This window comes from Paenibacillus sp. FSL H8-0317, assembly GCF_045040685.1.
GTDB lineage: Bacteria > Bacillota > Bacilli > Paenibacillales > Paenibacillaceae > Paenibacillus.
Map to the genome: position 1 here is coordinate 2481864 of NZ_CP150294.1, position 14202 is coordinate 2496065.

Annotated in this window: 12 protein-coding genes; 6 read left to right on the forward strand and 6 right to left on the reverse strand. The window is 48.6% G+C overall.

Features of this window, described 5'->3' with window-relative positions; translation table 11 throughout:
* Window position 1 precedes the first annotated feature (1 nt).
* Entirely contained in the window at window positions 2-1990 is a 1989-nt protein-coding gene (locus tag MHB43_RS11670; protein ID WP_405132014.1) for a GTP-binding protein, read from the reverse strand.
* Between the two features lie 141 nt (window positions 1991-2131).
* The gene (locus tag MHB43_RS11675) at window positions 2132-3007 is read right to left on the reverse strand and encodes a helix-turn-helix domain-containing protein (RefSeq protein ID WP_405132015.1); all 876 of its coding nucleotides are present in this window, start codon (window positions 3005-3007) and stop codon (window positions 2132-2134) included.
* A gap of 192 nt (window positions 3008-3199) precedes the next feature.
* On the opposite strand from MHB43_RS11675, the gene MHB43_RS11680 reads away from it, so the two are divergent.
* Entirely contained in the window at window positions 3200-4717 is a 1518-nt protein-coding gene (locus tag MHB43_RS11680) for a tagaturonate reductase (RefSeq protein ID WP_339183983.1), read from the forward strand.
* A complete protein-coding gene (locus MHB43_RS11685; RefSeq protein ID WP_339183985.1) occupies window positions 4714-6228 on the forward strand; it encodes an altronate dehydratase family protein in 1515 nt (504 codons plus the stop codon). Before MHB43_RS11680 ends, MHB43_RS11685 begins: the two co-directional genes overlap by 4 nt.
* Before the next feature lie 101 nt (window positions 6229-6329).
* On the opposite strand, the gene MHB43_RS11690 is transcribed toward MHB43_RS11685, so the two are convergent.
* The 4 genes from MHB43_RS11690 to MHB43_RS11705 form a co-directional block, all read right to left on the reverse strand.
* On the reverse strand, window positions 6330-7016 hold the full coding sequence (locus tag MHB43_RS11690) for a hypothetical protein (protein WP_405132016.1): 687 nt from the start codon (window positions 7014-7016) through the stop codon (window positions 6330-6332).
* A gap of 34 nt (window positions 7017-7050) precedes the next feature.
* Window positions 7051-7281: a WYL domain-containing protein gene (locus tag MHB43_RS11695; protein ID WP_405132017.1), complete on the reverse strand. Its 231-nt coding sequence runs from the start codon at window positions 7279-7281 to the stop codon at window positions 7051-7053.
* A gap of 11 nt (window positions 7282-7292) precedes the next feature.
* Window positions 7293-8006 carry a helix-turn-helix transcriptional regulator gene (locus tag MHB43_RS11700; protein WP_405132018.1) on the reverse strand — a complete coding sequence of 238 codons (714 nt, stop codon included), beginning with the start codon at window positions 8004-8006 and terminating at the stop codon, window positions 7293-7295.
* Window positions 8007-8445: 439 nt separating this feature from the next.
* A complete protein-coding gene (locus MHB43_RS11705; RefSeq protein WP_339183992.1) occupies window positions 8446-10473 on the reverse strand; it encodes a beta-galactosidase in 2028 nt (675 codons plus the stop codon).
* Window positions 10474-10601: 128 nt separating this feature from the next.
* Here MHB43_RS11705 and MHB43_RS11710 point away from each other — a divergent pair, with 128 nt between their 5' ends.
* The 4 genes from MHB43_RS11710 to MHB43_RS11725 all read left to right on the forward strand — a co-directional run bounded on the left by MHB43_RS11710 (window position 10602) and on the right by MHB43_RS11725 (window position 14011).
* Window positions 10602-11435, forward strand: a complete 834-nt coding sequence (locus MHB43_RS11710; protein WP_339183994.1) for an AraC family transcriptional regulator — start codon at window positions 10602-10604, stop codon at window positions 11433-11435.
* 143 nt (window positions 11436-11578) lie between these two features.
* Window positions 11579-12367, forward strand: coding sequence for an alpha/beta hydrolase (locus MHB43_RS11715; RefSeq protein ID WP_405132019.1), 789 nt, complete (start codon window positions 11579-11581; stop codon window positions 12365-12367).
* A gap of 84 nt (window positions 12368-12451) precedes the next feature.
* On the forward strand, window positions 12452-13117 hold the full coding sequence (locus MHB43_RS11720) for an SGNH/GDSL hydrolase family protein (protein WP_047842445.1): 666 nt from the start codon (window positions 12452-12454) through the stop codon (window positions 13115-13117).
* A gap of 12 nt (window positions 13118-13129) precedes the next feature.
* Window positions 13130-14011 carry an SMP-30/gluconolactonase/LRE family protein gene (locus MHB43_RS11725; RefSeq protein ID WP_405132020.1) on the forward strand — a complete coding sequence of 294 codons (882 nt, stop codon included), beginning with the start codon at window positions 13130-13132 and terminating at the stop codon, window positions 14009-14011.
* The last annotated feature ends 191 nt before the right edge of the window (window positions 14012-14202 follow it).

The following is a 14202-nucleotide window of genomic DNA, read 5'->3' on the forward strand; positions in this document are numbered from 1 at the left end:
TTTATGATGTAATCGCGTTTCGTACACTTAAAATATACTTCGACTGATCCAGCGGGTTAACTCCTCTGCGTTTGCGAGCATGATTCACATCCGCAGGACAATCCTGGTATCCGGCAAACGAAGTCGTAAGCACCCCGCGTCCGCTTGTCTCGGAACGCAGTTTCACCGGATAATCCATTGAGGTGGCAAGAGGCATAACTCCTTCAATAATACAACGTCCACTACCAATGACGGGGGCTTCGAAGGTTGCCCGCATATGTACCAGATCGCTAAGGGCCTTACCGCCGTATTCCTCCGGGACCGTCAGCCGGAACTGAAGAAGGGGTTCCAGCAACGTGGTACCTGTTCTCGACAATCCATCCATGATTCCCATAGGCGTGGCTACAACAAAATCCAGCGGATGTGTATGCCAGACATGATGTTCCCCTTCCACCAGCGTGATGCGCAGATCGGTTACTTCCCAACCGAGCATACCTTGAGACAAGGCTTCCGGAATTCGTCGTTCAACTTCATTCTGATAACGTAACAGCAGATCATCTGTCCTTACGGTTGAGGCATAGATCAGACCGCTTCCGCGAGGCAAAGGTTCAATCTTGAAGCGGAGGATGGCCCAGCAGGGCTTAGGCATCGTATAGGCGATGTAACCTTCTCCGGCTATACGTGGTGTCTCCTTATAGATGACGGATGGTGGATCAAACACGACATCCAATCCGAAACGACTTAGCAACAGGCTGGATAAAATCTCAAGCTGAATGGTTCCCATGACCTTGAGATGCAGTTCACGTTCCTCCGGCAACCATTGCAGGTCGAGTAAGGGGTCTTCATCCGTCAACTCTTGCAATGCTGCAACAAGATCGGGGTAACGTGCCGGGTCCTTGCCATGTACTTGTACGGTCAGCAAAGGTACAGCCATCTGTGGCAGAGGAGGTACACCCTCAGGATTGCCGATAATGTCACCCACATGTGTGTCACTCAGTCCGTACAGCGCAGCAATCTGCCCCGCGTGAACGGCACCGGTATCCGCCCATTTCCGTCCATCCATGCGGCGAATCTGCGTCACTTTCTCTTCAAGCTCCCGCGTCGAATTATGGATGGTATCCCGATTGTGTAAGCTGCCAGCATACATACGGACGTAAGCCGTGCGACCCATCGTACGGTTACGTTCAATCTTGAATACAACACCCGATACGGGAGAATCCACTGGTTGTGCAGGTGGGGGCAGGAATGCAAGGACCATGTCCAGCAATGCCGTGACACCAATTCCTTTGCCGGAAGCGCCATAACACACAGGGAACATCTCACCCTGATGCACATACCGCAGGAATGCTTCATTCAGATCCCTTTGCGATAACGGAGTCTCCTGGATGTAGGCTTCCATGACCTCTTCGTCCAGCTCGGCAAGGATCTCGACCAGACCTGGAATGGAAGGTGTGCCATCTGACAGAGAATCTTGATTCGGGTTCCATAGGGAGTCGATGCCATGAAATGAATCTTCCTGGAGCTGATACGTTTGGATTTCGCATGCGAAAGGGGACAGGCTGGAACGAATCTGCTCCATTACCGCTGGGGCAGATGCGCCAATCCGATCCATTTTATTAATATAAATGATGGTTGGGATGCGAAGTGAACGAAGGGCATGCCAGATGGCTTCACTCTGGGACTGAATGCCTTCTACTGCCGACAGAATGAGAATAGCGCCATCCATTACCCGTAGCGTTCGCTCTACTTCGGAGCTGAAATCAATGTGACCAGGCGTATCAATGAGGTCAATGATGGTGTTCTTCCAGATCAGAGAGGTCATGGCTGCCTGAACGGATATGCCACGTTCTTTCTCAATGTCCAGGGAGTCTGTGGCTGTTGTTCCGTCATCTACACGTCCCGGACTGCGGACGACACCACTCTCAAATAACATATGCTCGGTGGTGGTTGTTTTCCCCGCATCCACATGGGCGAAGATGCCAATATTCCTGCGATTCAATTCGTTTAACATGGAATGCTAAGCTCCTCTGACAACGGAATGCAATGTTTCCGACAAGTAATAATCCAGATTATCATACCACATCTTCCATATGGAAGAATATGTGGATATATATGATTAGACCCAGGAAACTACGTCCAGTCTGGTTCTATTTTAACGAGAACTGTTCATGGTTCTGCGGTAAGCTGCGGGCGTTGTACCGGTTAATTTTTTGAATTGACGGTAAAAGTGGGGCAGGCTGTCGAACCCGCAAGCATCGGCAACGGCTGCCATCGTCTCATCACCTTGCACCAGATGCTCTTTCGCCATAATGACCCTTCGCGCTAACGCGTAATCCGTTAGAGTCATTCCCGTGTATCGTTTGAAGGCACGACTGAAATGGGCAGGGGATACAGAGGCGTACTGCGCCAGTTCAGGGAGGGAAAGGCCATTCCGAAGGTTATCGTCAATATGAGAGATCGTAGAAGAGAGCCATGAGGGACCCGGAGCGGATTTACCCGGATTCGCAGGTCCCGCAGCTTCCAGACGTTCCAGAAAAATGAGCAATAGTTGTAGCCTTAACAGAGCCGCATGTGCGCTTAGATGATGACCGAGCTGGAATTCGGTCTGAATATCATCAATGAGGGCGGCGACCAGTGATTGCTCCTCTGTGTTCAGATGTCTCTTATACACGCGTTGTTTACGACAACGTTCAAACAGGCTTAGCAAAGAAGAAGCAGCACCTCCGGCGGTGGATGCCAGCAATCCCGGGCTGAAGAACAATGCGGAAGATGTGACAGGATTGCCTGCATCCGGCAAGGCTCGATGAACCGTGCTGCCCGGTATAATGAACAGATCTCCTTCTTGCATATTCTCAAGTCCAGTATCAATAAAGATGCTTCCCTGCCCCCGATATACATAGATAATTTCATGCCAGTCGTGAAGGTGATCTGGCAATTCGTTCTGAGGGGATTTGGTGTCGCTGTACACCAGGCGGAACGGAATACCGGATTCTGCTTGAATAGTCGTACGAACAGGTGAACGTTCCATAAAGACTCCTTTCCAGACGATCGTCTTCAACGAGATGTTATACCTGGTCATGAGAGAGTATATTTACCGCAATATAAGCAATTTAATTTCCTTTTATTGATGATACAATGAATTTAAAGCGTTTACAATAAAAGGGTGCAGAGCCTTCGAGCTGCATTCCGACAGTACAAATAATCGATGAGGTGAGTGTCCATGTCGGCGAGCACGAAACGACCAAGGTTGAAGCTGAATTTACTGGGGAGCGATGGTCAGCGCAAGTGCAAGGAGATTATGGAGCGTCCCGTGAAGGTTTTGCAGATCGGAGAAGGTAATTTCTTGCGGGGATTTGCAGACTGGATGCTTCATGAGAGTGCCAGACAAGGAAAATTCCATGGAAGTGTAGCTGTTACCCAACCACGACCGGGAGGCAAGGCCAAGCTGGAGCAGATTCGCGATCAGGATGGGTTATATACAATGATTACGCGTGGTCTGTCCCAAGGAAAGCCGGTTGAGCGGACAGAGTTGATCTCTATTTTCTCACAGTGTATCAATCCGTATGAGGAATGGGATGCCTTTCTGAACTTGGCGGAACTGCCTTCACTTGAGTTCGTTATTTCCAATACAACCGAATCAGGATTGAAATATACGTATGCGGACTATATCGAGGGTGAACCGGTCCAATCATTTCCGGGGAAATTAACGGTTTTCCTGCATCAGCGATATTTGAAATTTGATGGTGATCCATCCAGAGGTTTGATTCATCTGCCATGCGAGCTGCTTGAAGGCAATGGTGATGTGCTGCGCAGTTGTGTCCTCCGTCATAGTGAGGATTATGGGTATTCGGATGGCTTCCGTTCATGGATCGAGAACCATAATCACTTCTTGAACAATCTGGTAGACCGAATTGTCACAGGTGCGCCGACCCAGGAGGAAGCCGATTCCCTGACAAATCGTTGGGGGTATGAGGACCAGTTGATTAATACGGCAGAGCCATATCATTTCTGGGCCATTCAGGGTGATGAATCCTTGGACAAAAAACTTCCTCTCAAGCAGGCAGGTCTTAATGTACATTGGGTGAAAGATCTGAAGCCTTTCCAGGTACGAAAGGTTCGTATTTTGAATGGGGCACATACCTTAATGTCATCCCTCGGCATTCTGCAAGGCAAGCAGCATGTGAGAGAAACGATGGAAGATCCACATTTTGGCACATGGATCAGGGAAGCTGTGCATCAGGAGATCGTGCCTGCTCTGGATATGCCCGATCATCAGCTGGACCAGTATGCAGAAGAAGTGTTCGAACGGTTCCTTAACCCGTATATTAATCACAAATTGCAAGATATTGCTTTGAATACGATCGGAAAATTCAAGGTGCGTGTGCTGCCAACACTTTTGTCTTACGAGCAAAATCAGGGAAGTTGGCCAGAACGTTTAATTCAAGGGTTTGCTGGATTATTGTGTCTCTATCGTCCGGTAAATACGCCAGAAGGTTACAAGGTACAACGACTGAATGGGGAGGATATTCTGCTGCGGGATGACCCGGATGTCCTGATTGCTTTGGCTTCACACTGGGACGGTTATGACACGCTTAACAGGGATCAGGAGCAACTGGATAACCGGGTAGCGGCTGTGTTGTCAGATACCCTGATCTGGGGCGAAAATCTGGATGCAAGAGAAGGGCTGCGTGCAGCACTTGTTCGTGAAATCGGATTGTTGGAAGGTGAAGGGAAATGAACACAACAAGTACAATCAATGACTGGATTGCCATTCAACCACAGGATGATGTCATTATAGCGCTTCGGGATTATGCCAAAGGAGAATGTATTACATTGCCAGACGGTGTTTCCTTTACATTGCTCGATGACGTGCCGAAGGGGCATAAGATTGCTGTGCATACCCTGGCACCGGGTGATGATGTGATGAAGTATGGTTTCTCCATCGGGATTGCCCAAGAGCAGATTGAGCAGGGAAGCTGGATTCATAGTCATAACCTGAAGACGGGTCTGCACGGATTGCTTGAATATGAGTATCAGCCGGGCGCGCAGGTTCAGACGGACATGCCTCCGGAACATCTGCGCTCATTTGATGGATATTTGCGCCCCAATGGTGACGCAGGTATTCGTAATGAGATCTGGATTGTGAATACGGTTGGATGTATCAATAAAGTGTGTGAAGCTTTGGCACGTATGGGTCAGTCCCAGTTTGGAAGCCGGGTAGATGGTGTATTTCACTTTCCGCATCCATTCGGGTGTTCACAGCTTGGTGATGATCTGAAGTATACACAACAGTTGCTGGCCTCCTTGGTGGAGCATCCGAATGCAGGAGGCGTGCTCGTCATCGGTCTGGGCTGTGAGAACAATCAGGTCGATGAATTCCGTGAGTGTATTGCTCCGGAATACCGAGGCAAAGTACGGTTTCTCAAAGCACAGGAAACGGATGACGAGCTTGAGGAAGGGCTTCGACTGATGGAAGAACTTGTGGAGATCGCTGAACATGAACAACGGCAGCCGCTTCCGCTCAGCAAACTCAAAATTGGTTTGAAGTGTGGTGGTTCCGATGGTTTATCTGGCATTACAGCCAATCCGCTGGTCGGTGCGGTTGCTGATATGCTGGTTGCTGCCGGGGGTACGGCTATTCTGACGGAAGTTCCGGAGATGTTTGGTGCGGAGACGATCTTAATGAACCGGGCTGCCAATGAACAGGTATTTCACGATTTGGTAGACCTTGTGAACGGATTCAAGCAATATTTTGTAAACCATGGCCAGAACATCTATGAGAATCCTTCACCTGGGAATAAGGCTGGTGGCATCACAACGCTAGAGGAAAAGTCACTTGGATGTACGCAAAAGGGAGGACGTTCTTCCGTAGTCGATGTGCTGCGCTATGGCAAACGTGTAACTCAAACCGGTCTGAACATTGTAGAAGCACCGGGTAATGACCTGGTATCTGTAACGGCACTGTCTGCGGCGGGTGCACATATTGTGCTCTTCACAACAGGGCGGGGGACTCCCTTCGGAGGTCCGGTACCTACCGTCAAGATTGCGACCCAATCTGATCTGGCGAATCGCAAAAAACACTGGATTGATTTCAACGCAGGCCAGCTGTTGGAGGGGCGCACGATGGATGAGGTGAAAGTGCAGCTGTTCAGCCAGCTGATTGACATTGCTTCAGGACGGTCACACACACTCAGTGAGCAGCATGGATTCCGGGAGATTGCCATATTCAAGGATGGCGTAATTCTCTAAATCCATTGTCGATGGGGGCTGTTGATCGTCTGGGTTGCATTATATGATGAACCACAGCCAATTCCGGTTGAAATTTGCACTACAACCGGGATTGGCTTTATTTATATTCCACGGATGCCAAGCGCTTTGGAGATGCTTGATAATGCGGCAGGTGAAGCATGTTGTTGTAGTTGCACAATCAATAGTTCACGTGCCTCTTCTATGCTGCCTTCAAATGGCTTAATGCCGTGACGTTCCATCCAGTGACCAGCAGTCTCGTATGCGGAGCTGTTCCAGGCGACTTTGCCTTCTGCGAGCCCTTCTTTTTCTTTGGTGCCACTGATCACAATGGCTGCACAGCCCTGAAGGTCCAGAAGTCCACGGTCAAATGTTTTTTTGTCCTCTTTTGCCCCAAAACCGGCTTGTGATCGCAAGGCACGTCCATCGATGCCTTCTTGTTCTGCAACTAACGCATGGAGTTTGAACGCTTCACGGGAGAGTAGACCCGCTTCATACTGTTCCTTGATGGTTCTGGAGTCGGCAAGCAGTCGGTGTACCCAAGGGAAGTATTCCGATGAGACAAGAAGCGCTTTCTTTTTGACAAATTTTCCATAGGCAGCAATGCCCTCCTCAGCCAGGCGTGAACGCCATAACCAGGGATCGAATTCATCATCCTTGTGCCAATGTTCTTTGGGGGTTAGCGATGACAGAGAAGGATATTCGGCAAATAGTGGTGCCAGAGGCAGCAGCCCTATAGACTGGATACGCTGTACTGCTTCTTCGTACGTTATAACGGTTTCATATGTCATGATATCAGTAGGCTCCTTTTTGTGTGTAGTCAAGCTACGACTTGGTTGAAGCAAGGTATCTCCGGCTCACTTCCTCGGCATGCTGACGAATCTCACTGCGAAGTTGGAGGGGTTCAATCACTTCGGCTTCACGTCCCAATCGGTAAAAGAATCGTACGGCCCAGTCCCATTCCCCTGGTGGACAAAGGAATGATAATTCCCAGAGATCCGGGGCAATTTCAATCATCTTTTCACCAATATGCTCGTCCTGTTCAGCTTCAATCATTCCCCGATAACTCAGTTGTGCCTTAACCAGGGTTGGCTGCTGTTCTGGAGGATCGGCTTGCTCTGCTGTTGCTCGGCCTGTTCGTGAAGCACCTGTGCATCCTGTGGTTCGATCGCTTTGACATCGGTAATTCGGTCAACCCGGAACAGACGCTGTTCACCATGTTCGAGGGAATATGCTTCACAGTACCAAAAGCCGGAGGAAGCATATACCCGTGAGGGACAGATATGCAACCATCGCTGACGCGATACGGAGCGATACAGCACACTGAGCCACTCGTGTTCGGGTATGCATGCCAGCAGTGCGTCCAGATGAGGAAGAATGTAATTGCGGTCTGGAATATGATGATACAGCTGTTGGAGCATAGGATCAATTCGCGACATAATATCATCCGGAATGATGGCCTTAACTTTGTTCATCAGGGTCCAGCGTTTCTCATGAAAGGGTGTGTCGGCGTAGCGACTTAGACCTTCAAGAGCGAATAGGAGCGTCGCTGCTTCTACCGGGTCCAGCTGTAGTGGGGGTAATACGTAACCCTCCATAAGTCTGAAACCGCCTCCCGGACCGGAAATGGCAATAATGGGCACATTCATCTCGGAGAGGGACTGAATATCCCGGAGAATTGTGCGACGGGAAACCTCAAATTTCTCGCCTAATGAGTGTGCCGTTTCGTGACCATGCTGTAATGCCATTACAATGGCAGCAAGCCGATTTGTTCTGTTCATGTCAGCCACTCCGTTTCGATCTGCGCCGCCGGAAAGTGATGTCGTAGTTATATTTCTATTGTAACAACGAATAAGTGACATCATGAGTGTCACCAATATATCTCAACTGTTCATTATTTTATAATGGATCAGCATCAGGATTCACAAGTATGTTCCGGCAGGCTTTGTTAAAATGTGTTTCTCGTCCAATTCGCTTTGCATACTGATATTTCCTTCTATCAAAAAGACCACAGATCATGCCAAAAACCCGTATCCGGTGTAGACGGATACGGGAAGTAGCAGCTTTTGGCTTACAGAAGACGATAAAGGTCTGAAATCTATACCAATATCCTCGCTGAAGACAATAACAAGTATAAAAGGAACGAATATGTGACACTTTGTATCACGGGTGTTTTATCACATTATATTATTCCAAATGATTCGAATTAAGCGAAATCGCTTATTTCATTTCGAGTAATTGCACCCCACGGGCTTCAATCTCAACACTTCCCGAAAGCTCACGATTGGTGAGCAGATCATGTGCCTTAGCTGTTCCCAGATCATAGGATTGCGTGGTTGCGTTATGGTTCATGACGAACAGGTAGGGTTTGCCGTCTTTGGTTCGTGCACTTACTTCAACACCTTCTGGAGTCTCAAGCAAGGACTCTACGTTCTTGGCTGCTGCAAGCTGTCCCAGCAAACCATCCAGGAAACGTTCATCCGGGTCGGATGCAACGTACCAGGCTTCACCTTGACCAAAGGTGTTACGTGTCACAACAGGCATGCCTTTATAAAAGTCGTCTCCATATTCTGCGATGACTTCGGCTCCTTCACTGTGCAGCAGGTCACACAGCATGCCGCAGCCATACTCTCCTTGAAGATCGCCGTAGGTTTCTCTGAGGACAATGCGGTTCTTTTGCTCCGGCAGCAGGGCATCAATCTCTTCCACCCAGATTCCGAGCAGTTTACGGAGTTCTCCCGGATATCCACCTGTGGTCACGAGATCGTTCTCGTTGACAATGCCACTGAAGAAGGTCGTCAGGAATGTTCCACCTGCTGCAACATACTTCTCCAGTTTGGCGGCAAATCCTGGTTTAACCATGTAAAGAACAGGGGCGAGGACAATGTCGTATTTGCTCATATCCGTATCCACACTGACGATATCTACCTGTATGTTGCGGCGGAAGAAGGCTGCGTAGTATTTATGGATCTGATCCACATAGTTCAGGGCAACCGTAGGTCCGCTTGATTTTTCGATGGCCCACCAGTTATCCCAGTCGAACACAATCGCTACTTTGGATTCAACAGATGCATCCAGCGTGGTATCTCCAAGGAGCTGCAATTCCTTGCCCAGCTCAGCGACTTCGCGGAATACACGTGTATTCTCATGTCCAGCATGCTCAATAACTGCACCATGATACTTCTCACAGGCACCGATGGAGCGGCGAAGCTGGAAGAACATGATGGTATCGGCCCCGTGCGCAACAGATTGATAACTCCACAGACGCATGACACCTGGACGTTTCAGTGAGTTATATGGCTGCCAGTTCTGCTGACTTGGTGTTTGTTCCATCAGCATGAACGGTTGGCCATCCTTCAGTCCGCGCATGAGGTCATGAGCCATTGCCGTGAAGCTGACAGGAGTGGCGAGACCAGGATAACTGTCCCAGGAGACGATATCCATGTATTTTGCCCATTTGAAATAGTCCAGTTGCTTGAAGAATCCCATCAGATTGGTTGTAACGACAGAGTCCGGAATATGTTTTTTGATCGCATCGTATTCCAGGCGGTAACAATCCAGCATGCTGTCGGAGTTGAATCGGGAGTAGTCCAGCGAGATTCCCTGGAATGTTGAATTATTGTTACCCCAATGTTCGCTCAGGTTGCTTGGTAATACAATCTCGTCCCAATCGTAGAAGGTATGCCCCCAGAAATTCGTGTTCCATGCTTTGTTGACCTGTTCCAGAGTCTGATAGCGTTCTTTCAGATACACGCGGAACGCTTTCTCACAGTTGTCACAGTAGCACTCACCGCCATACTCGTTGGAGATGTGCCATACGAGAACCGCGGGGTGATCCTTGTATCGTTCGGCCAGTTTATCCGCAATCTTCTCAGCGTATTTGCGATAGGTCGGGCTGTTGGGACAGGAATTATGGCGCCCCCCAAATTTGCGTTTGCGTCCATCGGCATCTACACGAAGCACGTCTGGATATTTCTTTGCCATCCAAGCCGGATGTGCAGCCGTGCTTGTTGCAAGGCATATATAGACACCATTTTCATATAAACGATTAATCAGTTGGTCGAGTTCTTCAAAACGGTAAGTAACTTCATCAGGCTGAATTAGTGCCCATGAAAATACGTTGATTGTGGCAATATCAATACCTGCCAATTGGAACATGCGCAGGTCTTCAAGGTGGGTTTCGTGATCCCACTGTTCCGGGTTGTAATCGCCCCCGTAGAACATTTTGGGCAGTTTGTTACTAATCAATGTGTTCACCTCTTGTATAAGAATAATCCTATATTATATGATATATATGACTTTTAAAATATAATAAAAGTAATGGCTGATATAAGAATACGGAAGTGTATTTCAGCTTATAACCAAGGAGGCATCCTATGTTTATTTCCCCCCGACATCAACGATATTTCATGACATCACGTGATCAGCCCTTGCCCCTTTATATTGAGAGCCTGGGTTATAACGGCAATCAGGAGAAGGTGTCCAGACCTGTGGGGTATCCCTGTTACCATTGGCTTCAGACAGTAAAGGGAGCCGGAGAATTCAAGTTTGCCGGGTCCACGGTCGTACTGGGGGAAGCATCCGGTATTTTGCTGCCGCCGAATGAACCGCATGAGTATGTGCGCGCCCAAGGAGAGTGGGAGACACTTTACATAACATTTGGTGGTTCCCAGTGTCCGGCAATCTTGGAGTCACTTAGTCTGGGTGAAGCGGCGTTCTATCAGTGGGAGCAGAGCAGTCCGTTCAATGATTACGGCCAGGAAGTGCTGGATTCGATCAGAAGTGATCAGGATTTGTCGGGACTCGAGGCGTCAGCGGATATATACCGATTTCTGATTTTGCTCAAAAAACATGGCATGACGGGCAATCGTTCTTCCATCTCACATTCTGTGGAGAGACTTGCTCCGCTCATTGCATTCATGGAACAGCATTATGCGAATCCCGAGATTGGGCTCGAACATATGGCTGACCTCACAGGGATCTCATCCAGACATCTGAACACCTTGTTCAAGCAGTCCTTTGGCATGACAGCCTACAGTTATTTTATTTTGCTGCGCATTCGCAAAGCCAAGGAAATCATGACCGCAGACTATAGACCCACGATTAGGGAAACTGCAGTTAGGGTAGGGTTTCGCGATGCAAGCCATTTTGTAGCAACCTTTCGCAGGATTGAGGGGGTGACTCCTGAACAGTTCCGTAATTTGTACTAACATGTACCCAAATAAACAAAAAGTGATGCCAGGAAGGTATTGATGCGTTAGGGTCATTACCGTTATGATGGTATCGATTCCTGAGATTCGAAAACGTTTAAACGGACCCATGTATCCGTTCTACTTGGAGAGGATGATTGAAGATGACAACAACTATACCCTTATGGGATCATGCTGCACCTTATGCAGCCCAGGGCCATGAAGACGAAATGCCACATTTGATTCCATTTATTCAGCCCGGTTCCGAGAGCGCTGTCATTGTATGTCCAGGTGGCGGCTATGGATTTTTGGCTGATCATGAGGGTGCTCCAATAGCCGAATTGTTGAACCGTGCAGGTATAAGTGCATTTGTCCTGAAATATCGGGTGGCGCCTCACCAGCATCCTGCACCTATAACAGATGGTCAGCGTGCCATACGTTATGTTCGTGCTCATGCTGAGCAGTATGGCATCAACCCTGCCAAGATTGCAGTGCTTGGTTTCTCCGCAGGCGGACATCTCACAGCAACACTGGGAACGCTGTATGACGAGGGACAACCGGATCATGAGGACCTTATTGAACGCCAAAGTTCACGCCCGGATCGAGTTATTCTCTGTTATCCGGTCATTACGATGGAGTCCTATGGACATGCTGGGTCCCGTGAGAATTTGCTTGGGCCTGATGCGTCAGCCGAGCAGATCAAGGCTTTCAGTGCGGAACAACAGGTGAGAGCGGATGCTCCAGAAGCATTCATCTGGCATACCAGCGATGACCAGGCAGTACCTGTGGAGAATAGCTTGCGTTATGCACTTGCATTGGGCGAGCATGGCATTCCCTATGACTTGCACGTTTTTGAGAAAGGTTCACATGGTCTGGGATTGGCTGAGGATAACCACGCGATTCGGGTATGGTCGGATCTGTGTCTCACATGGCTCAAGAATCAGGGCTGGTAATTTTATTGGCTGATAGCAAGTGAACGGTCCTAACCAATCGAGTAATCCGTATATTAACGCCTTAGAGCGAAGGAGAAAATAACGATGAAATTGCAGAAAAATGACAAGCTTCTGTTTATCGGGGATTCGATTACAGATTGTGGTCGGGAACATCCTGTAGGCGAAGGCAGTTCAGGTCTGGGCCATGGTTACGTAGCGCAAGTCTATGCCCTCTTGCGGTCCATCTATCCGGAATTGATGTTGCGTGTCCAGAATGTGGGTAATGGTGGAAATACGATTCGTGATCTGAAACAGCGCTGGGATCGTGATGTGCTGGACCTTAAACCGGACTGGCTGACGATCATGATCGGCATTAATGATGTATGGCGTCAGTTCGACAACCCATTATCAACAGACTCACATGTGTTTCTTGAAGAATACGAATCCACATTGCGTGAACTGGTGGCTTCGGTTCGTCCCAACCTGAAAGGTCTGGTACTAATGACGCCTTATTATCTTGAAGCCAACCCGGAAGATCCGATGCGGGCAACGATGGATATCTACGGAGAAGCAGTTCGCAGGGTAGCGAGTGAGTATGATGCAGTGTATGTGGATACACAGGCTGCATTTGCTCCATTTTGGGATCATTTCTATACGTCTGTGCTGACTTATGACCGGGTACATCCGGATGCAACGGGCCATATGGTTCTGTCCAAAGCATTCTTGGATGCCATCGGATTCGAATGGTCAGGCGGCGTCAAATCTGAATAAGGACGTGAGGGCATGAGCGACGTAACTGTAGCAGTACAAACCCAGGCATTACTGGGGGAAGGTCCAAGCTGGGATGCGGAGAACAATCGATTGTTATGGGTAGATATTGAAAGCTTCAAGGTGCATGTGTATGATCCGGTTACAGGGCAGGATCAGTCTTATGATGTCGGTGAACATGTCGGGGCTGTTGTTCCCTATCGTGGTGACGAAGTTGTGGTTGCTTTACGCAGTGGATTCCATACGTATCACTTGCTTACGGGTGAGCTGCATGCCATTGAGGACCCTGAACAAGATAAGGATACGAATCGTTTTAATGATGGAAAATGTGATGCGAAGGGCCGCTTCTGGGCAGGCACAATGAGCATGAATAATGAGAGCAAAGCCGGATCATTGTATTGTTTGGAGCAAGGGCAACCCGTTCGCACAATGGTACAAGGTGTGTCTACATCCAACGGTTTGGGCTGGAGTCCGGATCGGCAGACCATGTATTACATTGATACCCCGACACGTTCTATTGACCGGTTTGGTTTTGATCTGACGGCAGGTACGATACAAAATCGGACAAGTATCATTCAAATACCGGAGGAATTCGGTTTTCCGGATGGGATGACGGTTGATGGTGAGGGTATGCTGTGGGTTGCGCACTGGGGCGGAGGAAGAGTCACTCGTTGGAACCCGCATACATCAGAATTGTTGCAACAGATCGAGGTGCCGGCAGATCAGGTAACATCCTGCTGTTTTGGTGGACCGGATCTCGAAGAGTTATACATTACAACAGCACGTATAGGGATTAAGGAAGAACGTTTGAAAGAGACACCGGATGCGGGCTCACTTTTTGTCATCAGACCGGGCGTTAAAGGGCAGGAGACTCACGCTTATGGTAGCCAGCAATAAACAGGTGCCAATTATGTAGTGAACCTTAGTGAACCTCTGCCTGGTTTGCCAGGAAAGAAACGATTCCATTTTTTCACTCTTATATAAAATGTCAAAAGGTGCTGTTCTAACAGCATCTTTTTTTGATGTATAAACGATTTTAAACACTGAAAATATTTTACAAAAATCGGAATTTCGACAGAGGGATTTGG

What these genes read in the sequence shown, in the direction of transcription:
- MHB43_RS11685 (WP_339183985.1), top strand. Translation starts at nt 4,714, where the DNA reads ATGAACACAACAAGTACAATCAATGACTGGATTGCCATTCAACCACAG.
- MHB43_RS11715 (WP_405132019.1), top strand. Translation starts at nt 11,579, where the DNA reads ATGACAACAACTATACCCTTATGGGATCATGCTGCACCTTATGCAGCC.
- MHB43_RS11680 (WP_339183983.1), top strand. Translation starts at nt 3,200, where the DNA reads ATGTCGGCGAGCACGAAACGACCAAGGTTGAAGCTGAATTTACTGGGG.
- MHB43_RS11695 (WP_405132017.1), bottom strand. Translation starts at nt 7,281, where the DNA reads ATGATTGAAGCTGAACAGGACGAGCATATTGGTGAAAAGATGATTGAA.
- MHB43_RS11700 (WP_405132018.1), bottom strand. Translation starts at nt 8,006, where the DNA reads ATGAACAGAACAAATCGGCTTGCTGCCATTGTAATGGCATTACAGCAT.
- MHB43_RS11720 (WP_047842445.1), top strand. Translation starts at nt 12,452, where the DNA reads ATGAAATTGCAGAAAAATGACAAGCTTCTGTTTATCGGGGATTCGATT.
- MHB43_RS11710 (WP_339183994.1), top strand. Translation starts at nt 10,602, where the DNA reads ATGTTTATTTCCCCCCGACATCAACGATATTTCATGACATCACGTGAT.
- MHB43_RS11675 (WP_405132015.1), bottom strand. Translation starts at nt 3,007, where the DNA reads ATGGAACGTTCACCTGTTCGTACGACTATTCAAGCAGAATCCGGTATT.
- MHB43_RS11670 (WP_405132014.1), bottom strand. Translation starts at nt 1,990, where the DNA reads ATGTTAAACGAATTGAATCGCAGGAATATTGGCATCTTCGCCCATGTG.
- MHB43_RS11690 (WP_405132016.1), bottom strand. Translation starts at nt 7,016, where the DNA reads ATGACATATGAAACCGTTATAACGTACGAAGAAGCAGTACAGCGTATC.
- MHB43_RS11725 (WP_405132020.1), top strand. Translation starts at nt 13,130, where the DNA reads ATGAGCGACGTAACTGTAGCAGTACAAACCCAGGCATTACTGGGGGAA.